The following is a 22,027-nucleotide window of genomic DNA, read 5'->3' as shown; positions in this document are numbered from 1 at the left end:
AGCGCCGCCGACCGCGGCGCACGCACCAGGAGAACCACGTGAACCCCATCACTGCGCTCGTCGCTCGCCACCGTGCCGGATCCGGTGAGGGCATGTACTCGGTCTGCTCGGCGAACCCGTACGTCCTGCGGGCCTCGATGCGCCAGGCACTCGAGGACGACGCCCCCCTGCTCATCGAGGCGACCTCGAACCAGGTCGACCAGTTCGGCGGGTACACCGGCATGACCCCCGCGGACTTCCGGGCCGCGGTGCTCGACCTCGCCGAGGCCGAGGGCTTCCCGGCCGACCGGCTCGTCCTCGGCGGCGACCACCTCGGCCCGAACACGTGGCAGGACCGCCCGGCCGCCGAGGCGATGCCGCTCGCCGTCGACCTCGTCCGCGCCTACGTCACCGCCGGCTACACGAAGATCCACCTCGACTGCAGCATGCCGCTGCAGGGCGAGGTCGCCCCGCTGACCGACGCGGTCGTCGCCGAGCGGGCCGCCGTGCTGCTCGCCGCCGCGGAGTCCGCCGCCACCGACGCCGGGATCGACCGCGACGGCATCGTCTACGTCATCGGCACCGAGGTCCCGACCCCCGGCGGGGCGAAGGAGACGCTGCACGACCTCGAGCCGACCCCGGCGACGGCCGCGGTCGGGACGCTCGACGTGCACCGTGCGGCGTTCGAGCGCGCCGGCCTCGCCGACGTGTGGCCACGCGTCGTCGCGCTCGTCGTGCAGCCCGCGGTGGAGTTCGACCACCTGCAGGTCATCGACTACGTGCCCGAGGCCACGACCGCGCTGCAGGAGGTCATCGAGGCGACGCCCGGACTCGTGTACGAGGCCCACTCGACCGACTACCAGACGCCCGAGGCGCTCCGTGCCCTGGTCGACGACCACTGGGCGGTGCTCAAGGTCGGCCCCGGCCTGACCTTCGGGCTCCGCGAGGCGCTGTTCGCCCTCGACGCCGTCGAGTCCGAACTCGTCCCGGACGGCAGCGCGGTCGACCTGCGCGGCGTCGTCGAGCGTCGGATGCTCGTGGAGCCGGACCGCTGGGAGCGCTACTACGAGGGCGACGCGCACGAGCAGCGCATCGCCCGCACCTACAGCTACAGCGACCGCATGCGCTACTACTGGCCGGACCCGGAGATCACCGCCGCGACCGAGGCGCTCGTCCGCAGCCTCGACGCGGTCGGCATCCCGCTCCCGCTGCTGAGCCAGTACCTGCCCGTGCAGTACGAGCGGGTCCGCGAGGGCCTGCTGCCGAACCGTGCCGAGGACATCGTGCTCGACCGCGTCCGCGACGTCCTGCGTCCGTACGCCGCCGCCGTCGCCCCGCGCGCGCAGGCCACCGGTACGGTCACCACCACCACCAGCAAGGAGTCCCTGTGACCACCACCGCCCCCGTCCGCGCCGACGAGACCGCGACCCACCGCGAGATCCTGCAGCAGCCCGACAGCTGGCAGCGCCTCGTCGCGTCGCTCGACGACCGCCGTGCCGCGCTCGACGCCTTCCTGCAGCCGCTGCTCGCCGACGAGGACCTGCGCATCGTGCTCACCGGGGCCGGCACCTCGGCCTTCGTCGGGGACATCGCGAGCGTCGACCTGCGCCGCCACCTCGGCCGTCGCGTCGAGTCGATCGCCACGACCGACATCGTCGCCGACCCGCACGGCTCGCTCGGCGACCCCGGCCGGGTGCTCCTGGTCTCGTTCGCCCGCTCGGGCAACAGTCCGGAGAGCGTCGCAGCGACCCGCGTCGTCGACGACGTCGCGCCCGGTGCGCACCACCTGGTCGTCACCTGCGACCCCACGGGCGCCCTCGCCCGCGAGCACCGCGGGCAGGACCGGTCCTTCGTCCTCGACATGCCGGCCGAGACGAACGACACCGGCTTCGCGATGACGTCCAGCTTCTCCACGATGCTCCTCGCCGTCCTCCTGGCCTTCCGGCCGGAGCTCGTGGCCGGCACCGGCGCGCTGGTCGCGGCGGCACGGACGATCGCCGGCCTGGAGGCACGGATCGCCTCGCTCGCGGAGGGCACCGAACGCGTCGTGTACCTGGGCAGCGGAGCGCTGCAGGGCCTGGCACGCGAGTCGGCGCTGAAGCTGCTCGAGCTCACCGCCGGCGGGGTCGTGTCGTTCTTCGACACCCCGCTCGGCTTCCGGCACGGCCCGAAGGCCGTCGCGGGTGCGCACACCCTGGTGGTCGTCTACGGCTCGTCGGACCCGTACACGGCGCGGTACGACGCGGACATCCTCCGGGAGCTCCGCGCGGACGGAGCCGTCCGGGTCGTCTCGGTCGGCGGGGACGCGGACGACGAGCGTTCCTTCCCGCTCGACGACCTGGCGGGCCTCGACGACGCGTTCCGCAGCGTCGCCCTGGTCGGCTTCGCCCAGCTCCTCGCGCTCGCCACGTCCGTCGCGCACGGGTGCACCCCGGACAACCCGTTCCCGGGCGGCACGGTCAACCGCGTCGTCCAGGGCGTGACCATCCACGACCACCGCGCAGGAGCTGCACGGGCATGACCGTCTTCCTCGGCATGGACGGCGGCGGCACCAAGACCGCGTTCCTGCTCACCGACGGCGAGGGCACCACGCTCGCCGAGTCGCGGCAGCCGGCCTCCTCCTGGTTCGACGCGGGGACCGGTCTCGTCGGCGACGTCGTCCGTGCGGGCGTCGACGCGGTGACGTCGGCGGCCGGCATCGCCCCGGCGGACATCACGTTCGCGCACTTCGGCATCCCCGGTCACGGGGAGTCGAGTCGTGACACCCCCGTGCTCGACGCCCTCCCCGCCGACGTGCTCGGACACGACCGGTACTCCTGCGGCAACGACATGGTCGGCGGCTGGGCCGGATCGCTGGCCGGCCGCGACGGCGTCAACGTGATCGCCGGCACCGGGTCGATGGCCTACGGCGAGCGCGGCGGCACCGCGCACCGCGTCGGCGGCTGGAGCGAGGTGTTCGGCGACGAGGGGTCCGCGTACTGGGTCGCCGTCCAGGGGCTCAACGCCTTCTCGCGGATGGCGGACGGCCGACTCCCCCGGGGTCCGCTGCACGCACTCGTGCGCGAGCGGGTCGGGGTGACCGAGGACCTCGACCTGATCGGCGTCGTCATGGACGAGTGGGGCGCGGACCGCGGCACCGTCGCCGACCTGGCGAAGGTGGTCGTCGCAGCCGCCGACGCCGGCGACGACGCTGCTGCCGACGTCCTGCGCCGCGCCGCCGCGGAGCTCACGACCCTGGTCGGCACGACGGTCCGCGCGCTCGGCTTCCCCGCCGACGAGCCGGTCCCCGTGTCGTACTCCGGCGGGCTCTTCCGGGCGCCGCGGTTCCGCGAGGCGTTCGCCACCGCACTGCTCGCCGAGGACACGACCCTCGAGCTCGTCGAACCCCGACACGATCCGACCGTCGGCAGCGTCCTGGTCGCGATGCGCCGGGCCGGGGCACCGATCCCCGAGCGGTTCACCGCGGAGACGGTCCCGGCCACCTCCAGCGCCGCCCGCTGACACCACGCACCGACACCAGGCATCGACACCACGCACCGACACCACGAGGAGACCACCCGTGCAGTACACGTTCGAGTTCGACGGCCTCCGGGTGCCCGCGAACGTCTCCGGACCACCCCGCCGGACGGCGGACGGGTGGCTCGTCCCGGCGGGCCCCGTCGCGCTGCTTCACCCCTTCGGGCACCGCGCCGAGTTCTACCGGCACGGCTGGAACTCGTGGAGCCCGAGCGGGTGGACGCGGGTCGACGGCGACACCATCGGGATCAAGGACAGCCCCGAACGCCTGCTGACCGCCGACGACGCCGCGAACGAGACACCGCACGCGCACTCCGGCAGCGCGGTGGGTGCGGTGACCGGTCCGGACGGCGGCACCCTCCTCGTCGGGGCGCTCGGGCTCGGCACCCCGCGGGTCGGCGCCGACGGCAACGTCCTGTGGGCGTCGAGCGAGCAGGACGACGCGGAGTGGTTCGTCGCGTACGGCGCCGAGCAGGACGTCTTCGCCGCGTACGCCGACCGGGTCACCGAGCGGCTCGGTCGCCGGACGGCCCGCGCCGGCACCGTGTGGAGCAGCTGGTACTCGTACCACGAGGACATCACCGAGGACCGGATCGCGCGGGCGGCCGCCGACCTCGAGGGCTACCCGGTCGACGTCTTCCAGCTGGACGACGGGTGGGAGCCCATCGTCGGCGACTGGACGGCGGGGCCCGACTTCCCGAGCGGGATGGCGGCGACCGCACGGACCATCGCGCGCCACGGCTTCCGTCCGGGCATCTGGCTCGCGCCGCTGATAGCCCTGCCCGGCTCGACGATCGCCACCGAGCGCCCCGACCTGCTCGTCGCGGGTGACGACGGCCGTCCGCTCGTCACCGGGCACAACTGGGGGTCGCACTACCACTCGCTCGACACGACGAACCCGGAGGTGACCGACCACCTCCGCGGGGTGTTCGACCGGATCACCGCGGACGGCTACAGCTACCTGAAGCTCGACTTCATGTACGCCGGGGCGATCGCCGGGCACCGACACGTCGACCTGCCCCGCGAACAGGCCTACCGGCAGGCGATCGAGCACATCCGAGCCACCGTCGGCGACGACGTCTACCTGCTCGGGTGCGGGGTCCCGATGATCCCCTCGGTCGGGGTGTTCGACGGAGCCCGTGTCGGACCGGACGTCGCGCCGTTCTGGGACAACGCCGAGCGGGTAGGCGACCCCTCCGGCGAGGGCGCCCGCAACGCGCTGGTGTCCTCGGTCAACCGGGTGTGGATGCGGCGGCTGTACGAAGTGGACCCCGACTCGGTCTACTTCCGCAGTGCGCGGAACCTGCTCGGTCCGGACGAGCGTCGGGCGCTGCAGGACACCGCGGCGGTCCTCGGGTTCCGGTCGACGTCCGACCCCGTCGACTGGCTCCGACTGGAGGAGCGCTCCGAGGCCGCGGACTGGCTCGGCCGGAGCGCCGTGGTCGAGCAGGTCGGCCGGTACGTCTTCCGCCTCGACGACCGGGTGGTCGACCTCACCCCGTACGTCACGGGCGAGCACGCGGTCGACGCGGCGTCCTTCATCGGCTGACCGGCCGGCGGTCGTCCTCCCTCAGACGGTGACGACGACCTTGCCGGCGATCCGCCCGGCCGCGCCCTCGGCGTGCAGCGCCGGGAGGTCCTCGAGCCGGATGCGCCGGGTGACCTCGACCGTCAGCTGCCCGGCGTCGACGAGCGCGACGAGCTCGGCCAGGCGCCCGCGGTCCGGCAGGACGAACACCGTCGCGGCGCGGACGCCCCGGGACTCGTCGTCCGGCGTCGCCATGAACGCCGTGGTGCTCACCACGACCCCGCCGTCACGCACGGCGGCGACGAGCGCCCGGAACTGCTCCGGCTCGATCGGCGCGAGGTTCAGCAGCACGTCGACCGGCTCGTCCACCGCCGCCAGGACGTCGGTCGTGGTGTGGTCGATCACCTGCTGGGCCCCCGCGGCGCGGACCGCGTCGGCGCTCCGCGGGCTCGCGGTGGCGACCACGTGCACGCCGGCACGGACGGCGAGCTGGATCGCGTACTTCCCGACCACGCCACCGGCGCCGTTGATCAGCACGCGCTGGCCCGCCTCGAGGCGACCCTCGTCGAACAGTGCCTGCCATGCCGTCAGCGCCACCGACGGGAGTGCCGCGGCGTCCACGAGCGGGACGCTCGTCGGGGCGGCGACCAGTGCCTCCGCGGGTGTGACGACGTACTCGGCGGCACCGCCGTCGCGTTCCATCGGCAGGAACCCGACGACCGCCTCGCCCACGGCGAGGCCGTCGACGCCTTCGCCCAGCGCGGCGACCGTGCCGGAGACGTCGTAGCCGGGCACGTGCGGCAGCTGGACCGGGATCGGCAGGAACCCGCCGCGCATGCCGTTGTCGGCGGCGTTGTAGGCGGAGGCGGTGACCTGCACCAGCACCTCGCCCGTGCCCGGAACCGGGCGCTCGACGTCCTCGATCCGCAGGACCTCCGGACCGCCGACCTCGTGGAACCGCACTGCCCGCATGGTGTCCTCGTTCATGATGTTCCCCTTCATTGTGTGCTTCGAATTCGAAGCGATGGGTCGACCGTACACCTGCTTCGAGTTCGAAGCAACAGGTAGGATCGGGGCATGGACTCTCCCCCGTCGGCGCTCACCCCGACCCAGCTCGGCGCGTACCTGTCGTTCACCGAGGTCGCGGCCCTGCTGCGCCCGGCGGTCGAGCAGCAGCTCCGCGACGCCGGCGAACTGAGTTACGTGCAGTTCCAGCTGCTCGCCCGGCTGGGCGATGCGCCGGACGGGCGGCTGCGGATGACGGACCTGGCGGACGGGGTCGTCTACAGCCGCAGCGGGCTCACCTACCAGGCACAGGTGCTCGAGCAGCGCGGGCTCGTCACGCGGGGACCGTCACCCGACGACGACCGGAGCACCGTGGTCTCCCTCACCGACGCCGGGCGCGACGCGCTCGCCACCGTGCTGCCCGGGCACATCGCGACGGTGCACGGACTGCTGTTCGCGCACATCAGCGACGACGACGCCGCGCAGCTGGGGGACGTCCTCGGGCGGATCAGCGGGCACCTGCGGCAGCACCCGCCGCGGTCGGCGGGGCGGGTGCGGCGGAAGACGGCGGGCGACTCGACGTGACGACGGCCGGACGGGAGGCGCGGGGCGGGCTGCCCCCGCGCCTCCCGTCCGCCAGTGGCGAGCCGACAGGCGTCCGGTCCGGCCCGAACAGGGGCCCGCGGTGGTCCGGGCCGCCTCAGCAGCCTCGCCGCGTGGAGCACCTGCCGATGAGGACGTCCGTGCACGTCGTGCGGGCGCAGATGCGGACAGGCGGGTCGCTCGAGGCGGCGCGTCCGCTGGTGGGACCTCGCCGTCGACACGGCACTGGCGATCGGTGCGCAGGACGACCGCTCCTCGGACACCGGGGTGGCGCCCGACCGTCTCCGTCGCCGACGTGCGCAGCGCCAGACGGGGCGCTGTGGCTCGGTGCGAGCCTCTCGATCCTGGCGCTCGTGGCCGGGGTCGGCAGCTGGGTGACCCCGACGCCCGAGCCGGACCGGCCTCAGGCGGTCCTCCTGGACGCGGCCGCCGAACCCCTGCCGACGCCCACACCGACCACGACGTCGACACCGACCGGTGGCGCACCCCGCGGCGCGCGCGGTCTCCCCGTCGCACCGTTCACCGTCGAGGGCGGGGCCGTGCGCATCGCGCAGTTCGACGAGGAGGACGCGTGGGCGGCGATCTGCGAAGCGGCCATGGGCGACTCCGACTGCCTGGCGTGGGGCATCGTCGCCTCGATCGAGTGCGACCTGCTCGTGAGGAAGCTGGGGAGAAGGCGCGCATCGCGGCATACGGTGCAATCTCTTGTGACCGACCAGCTGGCAGCATGGACAGCTGGACGGGGAACAGCATCGCATTCGGTGCCATCCCGCTCGTTCGCTCCTGTTGCTCCTCGAACGACTTCGTCTGCCAGGTCGGGAGTACGGCGAGCTTCGGACCCTCCGACTCCTACAACGAGGACACCAAGATCCGCTCGGATGCGTCGAGCTTCCTCCGGAACGTCATCACGGATCCCCAGCGGCGATTCGCTGACGAGTCGGAGCTCGGTCAGGATCGAGCAAGCGAAGGGATGAAATGACCACCTCACTCGGGCGGGACGTGACCTTCATTCTCCTGAACGTCGTAGCGGTGGTCACGGCGACGTTCGTCTGGTTCATCTACCAGTTCGCCCTCATGGTCTACACGCCCTGCGGGGGAACGGAAACGTGCTCAGAGGGCGCGCAGCAAGGAATCTACATCGGCTTCCTCATCGCAGAGCTCCTGAGCATCGTGCTCCCGCTCTGGGGAGGTCTTTCTCGTCGCAGGAAGGGCGTGAGCTTCTGGTGGCTCCCGCTCATCTCGATCGTCTGCGTCATTGCGGCGCTGGTGCTGTCCTGGCCACTCAACCTGTGGGCGGCGTCCTGAACCGAGGTTCGACGCCTGCGGCGTCCCGCGGCCCGCGTCGACGCTCGCGTCGAGCCCCGCCATCCGCCGGCGGTCCTGGTGTCTGCGTCGTCGCCCCTCCTCGTGCACGATCATCGCGCCACACCAGTGTCGGCGCATGGGCTTCTGGGGCAGACGCAGCGCGCTCCACTGAACGTCCGAGCGCTCGTCGCCATCGCGCTGATCGTCGTGACGGGAGGCGTGGTCTGGCCCCCGCGGCGTTCGATCTTGCCGCCCGCACACCGCCCTCCCAGTTCGACCACGACGCAGAGGACACGCCGCCCACCTCGGAGGATCGCGCCATCGCTACTGTGCAGGCTGTCGCGCTGATCGGGACCCCGCCCGCGGCCGTGGTCGCCCTGGTCATCGCGACGAGTTCACTCCGGCTCTGGAAGGAACAGGCGTCCGCGATCATCGCGACCAGTCTCGTGAGCCTTGCAGCGCTGACCGGCGTCGCCTTCGTCTGGATCGGCATCGGCACACTGGTGTTCTTGACCTAGCACGCGCGGCGGTCGGGCCTGCACCCCGAAGCGGTCCGTCATGAGCTCAGGATCTCCAGGACGGCGAGCACTGCGAGAACGACACCCGCGACGGAAGTGGTGACCCCAGCTACTGTGACCGTCTGCGCGAAGGTGTGGACCGCACCCTGGGCGCAGAAGCGGTCGATGGCCGATACGGCCAGCATCGTCGCGGCCATCGCCACGGGGACAGTCGCCATCCAGATCAGGGCGAGAGCCCGCCGCGCCGCCCAGACACCCGCCGGATGAGCGTGCAGGACGCCGCGGAGACGCTCAGGGTCGGCCTCCCATGCCGCGTCGATCGGAGCCACGTACCGGTAGGCGAGGACGCAGGCCATGATCTGCGCGATGAGGACGACGAGGGCTGCACTCGGCAGGATCCATGTCAGCCTCGAGGCACCGCGCACGCTCGGGCTCCGCGAGGCGCTCACTTGTCGAGGAAGTGGCCGAGGTAGACGTACGAGCCGCCCGAGCAGGCCCCTCCGAGCTGGAGCCACTGGTCGGCTCCGAGTGCCGCCGCTCGATGCACCTCGAGGTCCGTGGGCTGCTTGTCGGACCAGTCGCGGCGTTCGGGGTGGTCGGAGGGTGTGCGCGGGACGAAGCCGTCGGCCTCGGCCGCGTCGAACACCCGCTGCGCCTCCGGTACGCACGCCACCGCCCACGATTCGTCCGCCTTGAACATGTCCCGGCTTCCGGAGGAGACGAGTCGTGTTCCTGCCGGGAGGCTGATCCCGACCATCTGCTCGACGGCAGAACGCGAGAGCTGGCTGCACTCACCGCCAAGCGGGCTGCAGGTGCTGCCGTCCGCGGTGTGCGAGGGCCCGAGCGTGCGCTGAGCTGCGGTGCCGACGGCGGCGAGCACGCCGATGACGAGCGCTCCGGCCAGGACCAGCAGGCCCGCGAGCGTGACGAGCAGTCGCGTCAGGCTCGGACCGCGTACGTCTTCCACGCGGCCACCCTAAGCGGCAGGGTCACCGCCGACCACGAGGGTCCTCGTGGATGTGTCCCAGGGGCCACGACCGGGACCATCAGCTCAGGCCGGCCTGATCGCGACCCCCTCGGTACCCGTCGACGTCGCCGGTCTGGATCGCGCCGGTCACGCCAGCGTCGAGCTCGTCCTGGAGCACGCCCGACCGCGGCGCCAACGAGCTGGCGCGTTGCCGGGAAGCCCGACGAGCTCGAACTCGCCCTCACCGGTCTGGATCGTGAGCGTGCCGGTGGCCGGATCAGCGTCTGCGTGCAGGAGCCCGCCGGGGCGCCCACCCAGATGTGCGCCGGCAGCGCCGGTGGCAACGGGAACGGCACCGCACGGGCGGGCTCCTCAGCTGCGCGGTCGGGGATCTCGCTCGACGTCCCACTGCGCCGGGTCACGAGCACGAACGCGGCCGTCCGCGCCGCGGGCCCGTTCTGCACCGCGGAGACGATCGCCGGCACAGGGTGCGGCAGGTCCTCGAAGCCGACCTCCACCTCGAGGCGGTCGATGATCAGCAGGTCGTCGCGATCGAGGACCTCGGCGGCTCGACCGATTCCACGTGAGAAACAAGAAGACCCCCGCGTGAACGGGGGTCTTCTGTGGCGGTACCGGTGGGATTTGAACCCACGGTGGAGTTGCCCCCACACATGTTTTCGAGACATGATCCTTCGGCCGCTCGGACACGGTACCGGGAAAGAGTTTACACGACTCCGGCGGTGCTCACGACCACCACCGGCCGCTCCCCTTCACAGCCGGCGCTGTCCCGCCGTCCATCCACGGGCCAGCCTCGGCAGAGCCCAGGGTGAGCGAGCCCGCGTACGGTCTCCGGCATGAAGACCCGCACCCTCGTCGCCCTGCTCACCTCCGTCATCGGCGGGCTCGCCGTCGTGGGTGGTGGCGCGTTCGGCGCCCGAGCGGGGATCCGCGGGCAGCGAGCCGCATCCCAGCGCGTGGTCGACATGCTGCCCGTGCACGCCGACTGGTGGCGGGAGCGCCTGCAGCACGAGGGCCAGCTGACGTACCTCGCGATCGGCGACTCCGCCGCACAGGGTGTCGGCGCGACCGCTCCGGGGCGCGGGTACGTCGGCCTCCTGGCACGCCGCATCCGGCACCGATCGCGCATGTCGGTGCGGGTGGTGAACCTCAGCGTCTCGGGCGCGACGACGTGGGGTGCGAAGCACGACCAGCTCCCGAAACTGCGTCAGTACTCGCCGGACATCTGCACGGTGTCGATCGGGGCGAACGACATCGCGGACTTCCACCCGGACAAGTTCGAGCGGAACATCCGTGCGATCTACAGCGCCGTGCCCTCGCACGCGATCGTCGCCGAGCTCCCGTGCATGTTCGTGCCCGACCGCGAGCGCAAGGTCGCCGTGGCGAACGAGATCGTGCACCGTGTGGCCACCGAACTCGGGTTGACCGTGGCGCCGCTCCACGTCATCACGAAGCGCGTCGGGCTCCGTCGGACCTTCTTCAACAGCTACGGCGACCTGTTCCACCCGAACGACCGCGGGTACGAGATCTGGGCGAGCGCCTTCGAGCCCGCGGTCGATGCCCGCGTGGACACCGTCGCCGCGATCCGGCACTACCTGTCCGCTCGCGAGGCCGAGGACCTCGGACGCGAGGCCGGCGCCGTCGCGAGCGCCCGGGCCGAGCAGGACGTCGAGCACGCAACGGAGCTCGACCACGGCGGCCGACCCGGTCGCGTGGAGCGGCTGCGGCAGCGGATGACGGGCGGCATCCCCCTGCCCGAGCAGCCAGGCGGCCACGACCGGACACCCGCGCACGACGAGGACGACGAGCGCGGCGCCGACGACGAGCACGGCGAGGACACCGGTCACGGCCGGCATGCTCCGCGGCACCGCGGTGTCGGCGGGGCGCTCTAGCCTCGAGCCATGGCGCGCACCCAGTCCCTCTACCGCTGCACCGAGTGCGGGTGGACCAGCATCAAGTGGGTCGGCCGCTGCGGTGAGTGCCAGGCGTGGGGCACGGTCGAGGACACGACGGCGGCCGCGGCGAGCTCGCGCGGGCCCGCTGCCGTCTCCGTCGCTGGAGCGCGCGTGGCCCGACCGATCACCGAGGCCCGCGGAACGGGGGTCCAGCGGTGGACGTCCGGGATCGGCGAGTTCGACCGCGTGCTCGGCGGCGGCATCGTGCCCGGGGCCGCCGTACTGCTGTCCGGCGAGCCGGGCGTGGGCAAGTCGACACTGCTGCTCGAGGTCGCCTCCCGTGCGGCAGCGACCGGCAAGCGGGTCCTCTACGTCAGCGCCGAGGAGTCAGTGGACCAGGTCCGACTCCGCGCCGAGCGCACGAACGCCATGCACGACCAGCTCTACCTGGCGAGCGAGGTCGACCTCGGCGTCATCCTCGGCCAGATCGACCAGGTGCAACCGGACCTGGTCATCGCCGACTCCGTGCAGACGATCTCGTCGAGCACCGTGGACGGCATCGCCGGCGGCACCTCCCAGGTGCGCGAGGTCGCCTCCACGCTCATCCGGGTGGCGAAGGAGCGGTCGCTGCCCGTCCTCATCGTCGGCCACGTCACGAAGGACGGCACGATCGCGGGTCCGCGACTGCTCGAACACCTGGTCGACGTCGTCTGCCACTTCGAGGGCGACCGGCAGACCGCACTCCGGTTCGTCCGGGCACTCAAGAACCGCTTCGGCCCGACGGACGAGGTCGGCTGCTTCGACATGGCCGGCGACGGCATCCACGAGGTCCCGGACCCGAGCGGCCTCTTCATGTCGCGGAACGGCACCCCGGTGTCGGGCACGTGCGTGACCGTGGCACTCGAAGGACGCCGTGCGCTCCCGGTCGAGGTGCAGGCGCTCGTCGTGCCGAGCTCCGCACCGCAGCCGCGCCGGGTCGTGAACGGTGTCGACGCGTCACGCGTGGCGATGCTGCTCGCCGTGCTCGAACGACGCGCCGGCCTCAAGCTGTCCGATGCAGACGTCTACGTCTCGACGGTCGGCGGGATGAAGCTCACCGAGCCGGGCGCCGACCTGGCGATCGCGCTGGCCCTGGCGAGCGCTGCGCGGGACCGTCCGTACCCGCACACACTGGCGGCGGTGGGCGAGATCAGTCTGGCCGGCGAGATCCGTCCGGCGACGGGCGCGAAGCAGCGGGCGAACGAGGCCTCGCGGCTCGGGTTCACGACCGTGCTCGGCGCGGACGCCGAGCACCTGCGCGAGGCGCTGCGCGTCGCGTTCTCGCTGACGCAGTCGGTCCGTGAACGCGAGCTCGACCGCGCATTCTGACCGGAACCGGCACCGACGGCCCTGACCGGACCGGACCGGACCAGCTCTGACCGAACCGGACCAGGCCGGACCGGACCGATCGCCCGTGGCGAGCCGCAGGACGGGCGCGCGTCGCGCCTCCAGAGCGAACCGACGCCGCCCAGGCCCGCGCCTACGCGCGGAGCGCCGCCAGCAGGTCCGCCGGTGCCGCCTGCATCGTGTGTGGCCCGGCGATGTCGAAGAACACGCCCTCGAGCGAGTCGAGGTGCGCCGCCAGGAACTCGTCGAGCCGCGGCCCGTCGTAGACCATGACCTGGCGGACCTTCTCGTCCGGCACCATCGCGGTGTACGCATCGGCGGACGAGAAGAGCAGCAGGATGCGCTTGTCCGAGCCCTCGCGGCCGAAGACGCGGACCTGCATGTCCTTCTTGCCGGTGACGAGCCGGGGGACGATCACGATGTCGTTCCGCAGGGCGAACGCGACCGCGGCGACGTCCTGCTTCGCGAGGGCCTCCTCGAGCTGCTCGCTCCGGAAGCGCTGTTCCTTGTCTGCCATCACCCCTAGTCCACCAGATCTGCACGCCGACGGCGAACAGGAACGGCTGCGAGGCGGAGATCCTGCACAGAAGTGGGCGCTGCCTCTTCCATTGCGGCCACAGCACGGTAGGTTGGTCTCAACCGCTTCGGCGGGAGTCCATCGTTCTTCCGGTGCTCTGCACCTTCGAGCGCCATCGGTCACTGATCTTCCCAGGTCGCCTGGCCCCGAACCCGTCCCACCGGCCCATGCCCGCGGGACGCACTGATCTGACGACAACCGTCGGTGGATCGGCGGCAGCAAGAGCCGTCTCGCAAGACAGGCAACGAACGTGGCCTGGCAAGAAAGTTAAGGAAACGCCATCATGGCAACTGGCACCGTCAAGTGGTTCAACAACGAAAAGGGCTTCGGCTTCATCGCTCCGGACGACGGCAGCGCCGACGTCTTCGCGCACTTCTCCGCGATCGCTGGCAACGGCTACAAGTCGCTCGAGGAGAACCAGAAGGTCGAATTCGAGATCACCGAGGGCCGCAAGGGCCCGCAGGCCGAGAACATCTCGGTCATCGGCTGACCTCAGCTGCTCGGAACGGGCTCGTCGTCTTCGGACGGCGGGCCCGTTCGCATGTCCAGGCAGCGTCGCCTCCGGGCAGGGACGCCTCCGAGCAGCCTCGCCGCCAGGAAGCATCGCCTCCGGGCAACGCCGCTTCCGGACAAATTGCTAGACGACCTAGCAATGTGACGTAGCGTGGTGGCATGACTTCCACGCACCACGGACCGGAAGACAGCGCGCAGCCGTTCGACATGCAGACGTTCCTCGACGACTTCATGACCGGACTCGAACCGGGTTCAGTCGAGGAGCAGCTCTAGGAGGAGGTGCGGGAGCAGCCCCTCGGCAGCAGCGCCGCTACTCGCTCCGGACGCCGTCCGACCAGATCGTGTCGTCCGCGGGCTCGAACAGACCGCGCTTCGCGCGCTTCCGGAGCCCCTTGAGCGTCGCGATCTTCACCGGCTCGACGCCGTGATCACGCTCGTAGGCCGAGGCTGACTCCCGCACGATTCCTTGATCCGACACTCTGTCAGCATGACGCAGCGTGGACAGCTCCCGGCGCGGAGTGCGTCACTTGGATGACGTGCCGGGCGCGCCGCAGCCCCTTGAGACGCAGACCATCGGCGCACGAGCGCAGGGGACGCCTGCTGATATGCTGCCGTTTCATGGGGAGCGGCTTCGTGGTCTACGTCGACGAGAGCGGGGATCACAGTCTCACCAGCATCAACCCGGACTACCCGATGTTCGTGCTCGCCTTCTCGATCTTCCCCATTGACCTCTACGTCGACCGGATCGTACCGCTGGTGCAACGCCTGAAGTTCGACTTCTTCAACCACGACATGGTCGTGTTGCACGAACGCGAGATTCGCCAGTCGAAGCCGCCTTTCGACATCCTGCTCAACGCCGAGACGAGGGCGGCCTTCATGAGCCGCATCGATCAACTCTTCGAAGAACGGTTCGGCGTCGTGGCCACGGCGATCAGGAAGACCGAGTTCCGGGATCGCGTCGGGCTGGACACGAGCCCGTACCACGTCGCACTCGAGTACGGTCTTGAGCGGGTCTTCCTCCAGCTGCAGGCTCGGGGCGTCTCCCGCCGCGAGACAACGGTCGTGTTCGAGAGCCGCGGACGGTTGGAGGATCGAGAGCTCGAGGACGAGTTCGACCGCATCATGCGACGAACCAAGATGCGCGGCATGCCCGAGACCTTCCGCTTCTGCATCGCCCACAAACAAGCGAACAGCACCGGTCTGCAGCTGGCTGATCTCGTAGCCAGGCCGATCGGCACCCACCTTCTGCACCCGGACAGGACGAACCGGGCTTGGGAACGAATCCTGCAACGGATGCCGAAGTCTCCGGGCGGCTCCGTCGCTGGGTGGGGACTGAAGGTCTACCCCTGAGCAGCGGGACCCCGCTCCGGACAAGCGAAAACCCCCGGCAGAGCCGGGGGTCGGACGCCGATCGGGCATTCCCAATCCACTTGCGTTCAGGCTAGCACGCGCGGCGTATCAGCTCAGTTCAGCACGAACTGCGCCGACTCCTTCGACTCCAGGTCCCCCACCGACACCTGCAGGTGGTAGCTCGCCCCGCCACCGGGCACCGACGGCCGAGCACCGTCGCACGTGGTCGTCGACGAGCGCGTGCGGTCCCAGGCGATCGCCGGCGTGGTGAGTTCCTGCCCCGCCTTGATCGTGACGTCCTGGTTCGTCCCGCCCGTCTGGCAGTCCTTCGACGACCAGTACTGCTCCTGCCCGGAGCTGATCGTCAGGACCTGCTGCGCCGAGCCGAGGTCCATGTGGCACGAGTCCGAGCCGGTGTTCGTGATCGACATCGCGATCTGCGGGTCCTCGGTCGGCCCGTAGGTGCCCTTGTCGACGACCGGCGTGAGCTCGATCTGGTCCTCGGAGCACGTCGTGGCGTCACCGGAGGCCGAAGCGGGTGCCGTGGCGGACGCCGACGGGGCTGACGAGGAGCCGTCACCAGCGGGAGCGGACGCCGCCCCGGACGCGGCCACGGAGCCGTCGGACGCGGCTCCACCGCCAGCCGACGGCGAGGCCCCCGGCGCCGACGCGGACGAGGCCCCACTCCCCCGCCCGACCACGATCAGCACGACCACCACGACGACGAGCAGCAGCACGCCGGCGACGAGCGCGCGACGACGCCAGTAGACACCGGACGACTCGGGTCCGACAGGGTGACGGAACGACGACATGCGCACAGGGTAGGGCGAACGGGTCTCTCCGCAGCGACGCGACGCCGATGCGTCACCGAACGCGTCAGCAATCCACAGGCAGCGGATCGCCGATCAGTGGCCCCCGACCAACCGAAGGATCCCGGTCAGCGGATCCCGGTCAGAGGATCTTCAACATGCGGGTGTTGCCGAGCGTGTTCGGCTTCACCCGGGCGAGGTCGAGGAACTCCGCGACCCCCTCGTCCGACGAGCGCACGAGCTCGGCGTACACGTCCGGCGACACGACCTGCTCGCCGATCTCCAGGTACCCGTGCTTCGCGAAGAACTCGACCTCGAAGGTCAGGCAGAAGATGCGGGCGACGCCGAGCTCCCGGGCGTCGTGCTCGAGCGCCTCGAGCATCCGGTGGCCGACCCGCTTGTGGATCCAGTCGGCGTCGAGCGCGAGCGTGCGGACCTCGGCGATGTCGTCCCAGAACACGGCGAGGGCGCCGCAGCCGATCGGCGTGCCGTCCGGCCCCTCGGCGATCCGGAACTGCTGGATCGAGCCGTAGAGCGCGACGTTCTCCTTGCCGAGCAGGATGCGCCGGTCGACGTACGGAGCGATGAGCCGCTGGATGTGCGGCACGTCCGAGGCCAGGGCCGGGCGCACCCGGATGCCGTGCTCGTCCCGCTCGTCGAACGCGTGCTTGCCGTTGCCACTCATCCCGTCGAGCATACGGCGCAGCAGGGGGACACTGCCCTGGGGAGCCTCCAGCCGGAGCGGCATAGCGTCGGTCACGAACCCGAAGAGCACGACGAAACGAAGGAGCGACCATGCCCCAGATCATCGAGACCGTCGACGTCAACGTCCCCGTCCGCCAGGCCTACGACCAGTGGACCCGGTTCGAGGAGTTCCCCCACTTCCTCGACGAGGTCGAGAAGATCGTCCAGGTCGACGACAAGACCACCGACTGGACCGTCAAGGTCGCCGGTCAGGAGCGCGAGTTCCGCGCCGTCATCACCGAGCAGCACCCGGACGAGCGCGTCGCGTGGACCGTCAAGGACGGCGACACCGACCACGCGGGCGTCGTCACGTTCCACAAGCTGTCCGACAACGAGACCCGCGTCACCGCGCAGATCGACTGGGAGCCGTCGGGCTTCCTCGAGAAGCTCGGCTCCGCCGTCGGTGTCGGCGGCCACGCGGTCAAGAAGGACCTGCAGAACTACAAGGAGCGCGTCGAGAACGCCCCGACCGAGCCGGGCTGGCGCGGCGACGTGCAGGCCTAGGACCCGCAGCACGACGGACGGGAGGCGCGGTGCCGGCTGGCACCGCGCCTCCCGTTCCGCTGTGGAGGGGACCGCACGCACACGTCGCCCTGGCAGGGTGGACACCATGCAGCTCGTCCGCACCGCCGTCACCGGCACCGTGATCGCCACCGCCGGCAGCGTCGCCCTCGGGGCCGCCGCCGCACGCCGACTCCTCCGCCCCGCACCGTTCGTGCCCCCGGAGTCCGAGCTGGTGTACGCGGACGAGCGGTCCGTCCCGGGCACCGAACCGGACGGCGTCGTCGGGCGCACCCACGTCGTCCACGTGCACGGGCAGTCGCTCGGCCCGCAGCAGGTCCTGCGTGGCCTGCGCGTCTGGCGGGAGCTCGGCGCCTCCAACCAGGTGGTCGACACGTCCGACCTGCCGCTGCGCTCCCTCGATCCCGCCGCGGTCGATCGCGTCGCCGCAGCCGCGCACGCCGCGCGTGCCCGCGGCGCCGAACGGGTGGTGCTGCAGGGTTGGTCCGCCGGCGCCCTCGCTGCCTCCGCCGCGGCGGCACGCACGCCGGTCGACGGCATCGTCGGGGTCGCACCGCTCCTCGACGTCCGGTCGGCCCTGCGCGGCGCCGTGACGACCGCGCGCTTCCCGGCGGCCGTCGGTGTGGTCGCGGGACGGATCGCGACCACACCGGGTCTCAGCCGCCTCGCCGGGGTGCCCTACCCCCTCACGGTCACCCGCTGGCAGGACGACCGCACGCCGACCCTCCTGCTGCACTCGACGGCCGATGCCCTCGTGGCAGCGGCCGACGTCGAGACGCACCGCGCCCGCGGCGCCCGGGTCGAGACCTTCGCGCACGCCCGGCACACGCTCGAGTGGAACGAGGACCCGGAGCGGTGGGAGCGCGCCGTCAGGGAGTTCGCCGCGACGCTCGGCTGACGGACACTCACCGGAACGAGAAGTGGCCCCGGTCGGGGGGAGACCGGGGCCACTGACGTCCGACCTGTTGGGGGAACCAGCCGGACGTTGGTCGCGAGGTGTTGGGGGGAACCCTCGCACGGACAACGGTACCTCCCGCCCGGGGGTCGCGTCCGCAGCGCACGCCGGAACCCGCACACGGATCCGCGACCACGAACGGACGGGAGGCGCGGTGCCAGCCGGCACCGCGCCTCCCGTCCGAGTGGAACCGGTCCTAGGACTCGATCTCGCCCTGCGGGGTCTCCGCGGACTCGACCGCGGGAGCCCCGGCGAGGACCTCCTCGCGACCCGGCTGACGCCCGGTCTCGAAGTCGAACTTCCCGTCCACGAAGTCGACCTTCACGTGGTCGCCCGCGTTCAGCTCACCCTGCAGGATGTGCTCGGACAGCTGGTCCTCGACCTCGTGCTGCATCGCGCGACGCAGCGGACGAGCACCGAGTGCCGGGTCGAAGCCGACCTTGATGAGCTGCTCCTTGGCGGCGAGCGTCAGCTCCACCGTCATGTCGCGGTCCAGCAGGCGGTCCGCCAGGCGCTTCACGAAGAGGTCCACGATCTGCAGCAGCTCGGACTGCGAGAGCTGCGGGAACACGATCGTGTCGTCGACACGGTTCAGGAACTCGGGCTTGAAGTGCTTCTTGAGCTCCTCGTTCACCTTCGAGCGCATGCGGTCGTAGCCGACGGCCGAGTCACCCTCGACCTGGAAGCCCACCGGGCCACCCGCGATGCCCTGCGAACCGAGGTTCGTGGTCATGATGATGACGGTGTTCTTGAAGTCGACCACGCGGCCCTGACCATCGGTCAGACGACCCTCTTCGAGGACCTGCAGCAGCGAGTTGAAGATGTCCGGGTGGGCCTTCTCGATCTCGTCGAACAGGACCACGGAGAACGGCTTGCGGCGCACCTTCTCGGTGAGCTGGCCGCCCTCCTCGAAGCCGACGAACCCGGGAGGGGCACCGAACAGTCGCGAGACCGTGTGCTTCTCACCGAACTCCGACATGTCGAGGGAGATCAGCGCGCCCTCGTCGTCGAACAGGAACTCGGCGAGCGCCTTGGCGAGCTCGGTCTTCCCGACGCCCGTGGGGCCGGCGAAGATGAACGAGCCCGAGGGGCGGTTCGGGTCCTTCAGACCGGCACGGGTACGACGGATCGTCTTCGAGAGGGCCGAGATGGCTTCCTCTTGACCGATGACGCGCTCGTGCAGGGCCTTCTCCATGAAGACGAGACGCGAGGTCTCCTCCTCCGTGAGCTTGAACACCGGGATGCCCGTGGCCTGCGCCAGGACCTCGGCGATGATGCCCTCGTCGACGGTGCCGGACGCGGCGACGTCACCCGCACGCCACTGCTTCTCGAGGCGCAGACGCTCGCCGAGGAGCTTCTTCTCCTCGTCGCGCAGGCTCGCGGCCTTCTCGAAGTCCTGCTCCTCGATCGCGGCTTCCTTCTGCCCGCGGACCGTCGAGATCTTCTCGTCGAACTCGCGGAGCTCCGGCGGCGCCGACAGGATCGACAGGCGGAGGCGTGCGCCGGCCTCGTCGATCAGGTCGATGGCCTTGTCCGGCAGGAAGCGGTCCTGCACGTAGCGGTCCGCCAGGTTCGCCGCGGCGACGATCGCGCCGTCGGTGATGGACACCTTGTGGAACGCCTCGTACTTGTCGCGGAGGCCCTTGAGGATGTTGATCGCGTGCGGCAGCGACGGCTCGTTGACCTGCACCGGCTGGAAGCGACGCTCGAGTGCGGCGTCCTTCTCGAAGTGCTTGCGGTACTCGTCGAGCGTGGTCGCACCGACCGTCTGCAGCTCACCGCGGGCGAGGAGCGGCTTGAGGATCGACGCGGCGTCGATCGCGCCCTCGGCAGCACCGGCACCGACGAGCGTGTGGATCTCGTCGATGAAGACGATGATGTCGCCGCGGGTGCGGATCTCCTTCGTGACCTTCTTGAGGCGCTCCTCGAAGTCACCGCGGTAGCGGGACCCGGCGATGAGCGACCCGAGGTCGAGCGAGTAGAGCTGCTTGTCCTTCAGCGTCTCCGGGACGTCACCCTTGACGATCGCCTGGGCGAGGCCCTCGACGACCGCGGTCTTGCCGACGCCCGGCTCACCGATCAGGACGGGGTTGTTCTTGGAGCGGCGGGAGAGGATCTGCATGACCCGCTCCATCTCCTTCTCGCGCCCGATGACCGGGTCGAGCTTGCCGTCGCGCGCCGCCTGGGTGAGGTTCCGACCGAACTGGTCGAGGACCTGCGAACCCTGCTGGGCGTTCTGCTGCTGCTCGCCGCCGACGGCGACCGCTTCCTTGCCCTGGTAGCCGGACAGGAGCTGGATGACCTGCTGACGGACGCGGTTGAGGTCCGCACCGAGCTTGACGAGGACCTGGGCGGCGACGCCCTCGCCCTCGCGGATGAGGCCGAGCAGGATGTGCTCGGTCCCGATGTAGTTGTGGCCGAGCTGCAGCGCCTCGCGCAGGGACAGCTCGAGCACCTTCTTGGCGCGCGGCGTGAACGGGATGTGCCCGGTCGGCTGCTGCTGGCCCTGCCCGATGATGTCCTGGACCTGCTCGCGGACGGCATCGAGCGAGATGCCGAGCGACTCCAGCGCCTTGGCGGCGACGCCCTCGCCCTCGTGGATGAGGCCGAGGAGGATGTGCTCGGTGCCGATGTAGTTGTGGTTGAGCATCTTCGCTTCTTCTTGAGCGAGGACGACAACACGACGGGCTCGGTCGGTGAATCTCTCGAACATGTGCTCTCCCTTGCCGGGCTCGTGGGAGCTCGGTGACGTACATCGAGACTAACCAGCGGACCCCCGCAGGGCTGCCCCTGTTCGCCGTGGGCGTGACCTCTCTTCGCCCGGTGGCCCGCGACCTCCGCACCTGCCGTCGACCAGGCCCGGACGGTTACGATCTGGGCATGGAGCAGCCCGTCGTCGGACTCGTCGTCCACCCCACCAAGAACGTGCAGGAGTCGATCGCGACCCTGCAGGGGTGGAACGCCTCCGGACTGGGCCGGCTCGTCGCCCGGCGGGCGGACGCCCAGCGCATCGGCGGCGACGTCGAGGTGATCGGCGACGACGACTTCACCGACCAGGTCGACCTCGTCGTCGCGCTCGGTGGGGACGGCACGATGCTCGGTGCGATGCGGCTCGTGGCGAAGCGTCCGGTGCCCGTGCTCGGCGTGAACTACGGCAACGTCGGCTTCCTGGTCGAGATCGAGCCGCCCGAGCTCGAGGCCGCCCTCGACCGGTTGTCCGCCGGCGAGTACCAGCTCGAACCGCACCACGCACTCGAGGCCCGGCTGTCGTGGGGTGGCGCGCGGACGGACTACCTGGCGTTCAACGACCTGACGATCGTGCGACGGCCGGGAGCCGGGCAGGTGTCCGCCGACCTCAGCGTGAACGGGCTCGGCTACGGGTACTACCGTGCGGACGCCATCGTCGCCGCGACCCCCGCGGGGTCCACCGCGTACAACTACGCGGCCGGCGGCCCCGTGCTCTCCCCGGCGCTCTCCGGCTCCGTGGTGACGCCGGTCGCCCCGATGGCGGGCATCGACCGCGCCGTCGTCCTGGCGGCACGGGAGCGCTACCGCTTCGACATCGCCGAGGGGACCCGGAGCGCGGCCCTCGAGGTCGACGGCCTCGTCGTGGGCGAGGTCGCCACCGGCGCGCAGATCGACATCCGGCTGCGGAAGGACGCCGGCAGCGTGGTGCGCCTGGACGCCGAGCGGCACGGACGCACCGGCCGGGTGAAGCTCAGCCTGCTCGACCTGCCGGTCCGCCCGGACCAGCTCATCGAGCTCATCCCGCAGGACCTGCGCCAGAAGCTCGGCCGCGAGATCGAGGACTAGCGGCCCAGACAACGACAGGGCGGG

22 protein-coding genes and 1 tRNA gene are annotated in these 22,027 nt (G+C 71.0%); 14 read left to right on the top strand and 9 right to left on the bottom strand.

Going from position 1 to position 22,027, the window contains the following annotated elements; all coding sequences use genetic code 11:
• The first annotated feature begins 38 nt into the window (after positions 1 to 38).
• From ACH0A8_RS04905 to ACH0A8_RS04890, 4 genes are read left to right on the top strand one after another with little or no spacing between them, the layout of a single operon-like run.
• On the top strand, positions 39 to 1,370 hold the full coding sequence (locus ACH0A8_RS04905; protein ID WP_406906697.1) for a D-tagatose-bisphosphate aldolase, class II, non-catalytic subunit: 1,332 nt from the start codon (positions 39 to 41) through the stop codon (positions 1,368 to 1,370).
• Entirely contained in the window at positions 1,367 to 2,500 is a 1,134-nt protein-coding gene (locus ACH0A8_RS04900) for an SIS domain-containing protein (protein WP_209684547.1), read from the top strand. The genes ACH0A8_RS04905 and ACH0A8_RS04900 overlap by 4 nt, the downstream gene beginning before the upstream one ends.
• Positions 2,497 to 3,480, top strand: a complete 984-nt coding sequence (locus ACH0A8_RS04895; RefSeq protein WP_311205740.1) for a BadF/BadG/BcrA/BcrD ATPase family protein — start codon at positions 2,497 to 2,499, stop codon at positions 3,478 to 3,480. Before ACH0A8_RS04900 ends, ACH0A8_RS04895 begins: the two co-directional genes overlap by 4 nt.
• Positions 3,481 to 3,538: 58 nt before the next feature.
• Positions 3,539 to 5,044 carry a glycoside hydrolase family 36 protein gene (locus ACH0A8_RS04890; RefSeq protein ID WP_406906694.1) on the top strand — a complete coding sequence of 502 codons (1,506 nt, stop codon included), beginning with the start codon at positions 3,539 to 3,541 and terminating at the stop codon, positions 5,042 to 5,044.
• Positions 5,045 to 5,065: 21 nt separating this feature from the next.
• Here ACH0A8_RS04890 and ACH0A8_RS04885 read toward each other — a convergent pair whose 3' ends face one another.
• Positions 5,066 to 5,995: an NADP-dependent oxidoreductase gene (locus ACH0A8_RS04885; protein ID WP_251154414.1), complete on the bottom strand. Its 930-nt coding sequence runs from the start codon at positions 5,993 to 5,995 to the stop codon at positions 5,066 to 5,068.
• A gap of 105 nt (positions 5,996 to 6,100) precedes the next feature.
• Between ACH0A8_RS04885 and ACH0A8_RS04880 the strand changes: the two genes are divergently transcribed.
• The 3 genes from ACH0A8_RS04880 (at position 6,101) to ACH0A8_RS04870 (ending at position 8,454) form a co-directional block, all read left to right on the top strand.
• A complete protein-coding gene (locus ACH0A8_RS04880) occupies positions 6,101 to 6,613 on the top strand; it encodes a MarR family winged helix-turn-helix transcriptional regulator (protein ID WP_406906692.1) in 513 nt (170 codons plus the stop codon).
• 993 nt (positions 6,614 to 7,606) lie between these two features.
• Positions 7,607 to 7,936 (top strand): hypothetical protein, encoded by a 330-nt coding sequence (locus ACH0A8_RS04875; RefSeq protein ID WP_066651492.1) that lies wholly within the window; start codon positions 7,607 to 7,609, stop codon positions 7,934 to 7,936.
• Positions 7,937 to 8,265: 329 nt separating this feature from the next.
• Complete coding sequence (locus ACH0A8_RS04870) at positions 8,266 to 8,454, top strand: hypothetical protein (protein ID WP_066651491.1); 189 nt, start codon at positions 8,266 to 8,268, stop codon at positions 8,452 to 8,454.
• A gap of 38 nt (positions 8,455 to 8,492) precedes the next feature.
• Here the strand turns inward: ACH0A8_RS04870 and ACH0A8_RS04865 are convergent, their stop codons facing one another.
• From ACH0A8_RS04865 to ACH0A8_RS04855, 3 genes are all read right to left on the bottom strand, one after another.
• Complete coding sequence (locus ACH0A8_RS04865; RefSeq protein ID WP_144411198.1) at positions 8,493 to 8,879, bottom strand: hypothetical protein; 387 nt, start codon at positions 8,877 to 8,879, stop codon at positions 8,493 to 8,495.
• A 20-nt stretch (positions 8,880 to 8,899) separates the two neighbouring features.
• Positions 8,900 to 9,421, bottom strand: a complete 522-nt coding sequence (locus tag ACH0A8_RS04860; RefSeq protein WP_066651486.1) for a hypothetical protein — start codon at positions 9,419 to 9,421, stop codon at positions 8,900 to 8,902.
• A 624-nt stretch (positions 9,422 to 10,045) separates the two neighbouring features.
• A tRNA-Ser gene (locus tag ACH0A8_RS04855) sits at positions 10,046 to 10,135 on the bottom strand.
• A gap of 140 nt (positions 10,136 to 10,275) precedes the next feature.
• On the opposite strand from ACH0A8_RS04855, the gene ACH0A8_RS04850 reads away from it, so the two are divergent.
• Together ACH0A8_RS04850 and radA are read left to right on the top strand one after the other, a co-directional pair.
• Entirely contained in the window at positions 10,276 to 11,331 is a 1,056-nt protein-coding gene (locus tag ACH0A8_RS04850; protein WP_144411191.1) for an SGNH/GDSL hydrolase family protein, read from the top strand.
• Positions 11,332 to 11,340: 9 nt separating this feature from the next.
• Positions 11,341 to 12,702 carry a DNA repair protein RadA gene (gene radA, locus ACH0A8_RS04845; protein ID WP_066651439.1) on the top strand — a complete coding sequence of 454 codons (1,362 nt, stop codon included), beginning with the start codon at positions 11,341 to 11,343 and terminating at the stop codon, positions 12,700 to 12,702.
• Positions 12,703 to 12,853: 151 nt separating this feature from the next.
• On the opposite strand, the gene ACH0A8_RS04840 is transcribed toward radA, so the two are convergent.
• Positions 12,854 to 13,237 (bottom strand): SseB family protein, encoded by a 384-nt coding sequence (locus ACH0A8_RS04840; RefSeq protein ID WP_066651438.1) that lies wholly within the window; start codon positions 13,235 to 13,237, stop codon positions 12,854 to 12,856.
• Positions 13,238 to 13,580: 343 nt separating this feature from the next.
• On the opposite strand from ACH0A8_RS04840, the gene ACH0A8_RS04835 reads away from it, so the two are divergent.
• On the top strand, positions 13,581 to 13,787 hold the full coding sequence (locus ACH0A8_RS04835) for a cold-shock protein (protein ID WP_022904520.1): 207 nt from the start codon (positions 13,581 to 13,583) through the stop codon (positions 13,785 to 13,787).
• Between the two features lie 333 nt (positions 13,788 to 14,120).
• Here the strand turns inward: ACH0A8_RS04835 and ACH0A8_RS04830 are convergent, their stop codons facing one another.
• Positions 14,121 to 14,270: a hypothetical protein gene (locus ACH0A8_RS04830; RefSeq protein WP_158407719.1), complete on the bottom strand. Its 150-nt coding sequence runs from the start codon at positions 14,268 to 14,270 to the stop codon at positions 14,121 to 14,123.
• A gap of 158 nt (positions 14,271 to 14,428) precedes the next feature.
• On the opposite strand from ACH0A8_RS04830, the gene ACH0A8_RS04825 reads away from it, so the two are divergent.
• Entirely contained in the window at positions 14,429 to 15,160 is a 732-nt protein-coding gene (locus tag ACH0A8_RS04825; protein ID WP_066651435.1) for a DUF3800 domain-containing protein, read from the top strand.
• 113 nt (positions 15,161 to 15,273) lie between these two features.
• On the opposite strand, the gene ACH0A8_RS04820 is transcribed toward ACH0A8_RS04825, so the two are convergent.
• Positions 15,274 to 15,972: a hypothetical protein gene (locus tag ACH0A8_RS04820; protein WP_144411190.1), complete on the bottom strand. Its 699-nt coding sequence runs from the start codon at positions 15,970 to 15,972 to the stop codon at positions 15,274 to 15,276.
• 139 nt (positions 15,973 to 16,111) lie between these two features.
• A complete protein-coding gene (locus tag ACH0A8_RS04815; protein ID WP_209684599.1) occupies positions 16,112 to 16,654 on the bottom strand; it encodes an amino-acid N-acetyltransferase in 543 nt (180 codons plus the stop codon).
• Positions 16,655 to 16,764: 110 nt separating this feature from the next.
• Between ACH0A8_RS04815 and ACH0A8_RS04810 the strand changes: the two genes are divergently transcribed.
• Complete coding sequence (locus ACH0A8_RS04810) at positions 16,765 to 17,217, top strand: SRPBCC family protein (RefSeq protein ID WP_066651432.1); 453 nt, start codon at positions 16,765 to 16,767, stop codon at positions 17,215 to 17,217.
• Positions 17,218 to 17,323: 106 nt separating this feature from the next.
• A complete protein-coding gene (locus tag ACH0A8_RS04805; protein ID WP_406906690.1) occupies positions 17,324 to 18,133 on the top strand; it encodes a hypothetical protein in 810 nt (269 codons plus the stop codon).
• Between the two features lie 253 nt (positions 18,134 to 18,386).
• Here ACH0A8_RS04805 and ACH0A8_RS04800 read toward each other — a convergent pair whose 3' ends face one another.
• Complete coding sequence (locus ACH0A8_RS04800; protein ID WP_066651428.1) at positions 18,387 to 20,903, bottom strand: ATP-dependent Clp protease ATP-binding subunit; 2,517 nt, start codon at positions 20,901 to 20,903, stop codon at positions 18,387 to 18,389.
• Between the two features lie 167 nt (positions 20,904 to 21,070).
• Between ACH0A8_RS04800 and ACH0A8_RS04795 the strand changes: the two genes are divergently transcribed.
• The gene (locus ACH0A8_RS04795; RefSeq protein ID WP_066651419.1) at positions 21,071 to 22,003 is read left to right on the top strand and encodes an NAD(+)/NADH kinase; all 933 of its coding nucleotides are present in this window, start codon (positions 21,071 to 21,073) and stop codon (positions 22,001 to 22,003) included.
• The last annotated feature ends 24 nt before the right edge of the window (positions 22,004 to 22,027 follow it).

This window comes from Curtobacterium sp. 179-B 9B NHS, assembly GCF_045370965.1.
Lineage (GTDB): Bacteria > Actinomycetota > Actinomycetes > Actinomycetales > Microbacteriaceae > Curtobacterium.
This window is presented reverse-complemented; position numbering and strand designations above follow the sequence as displayed.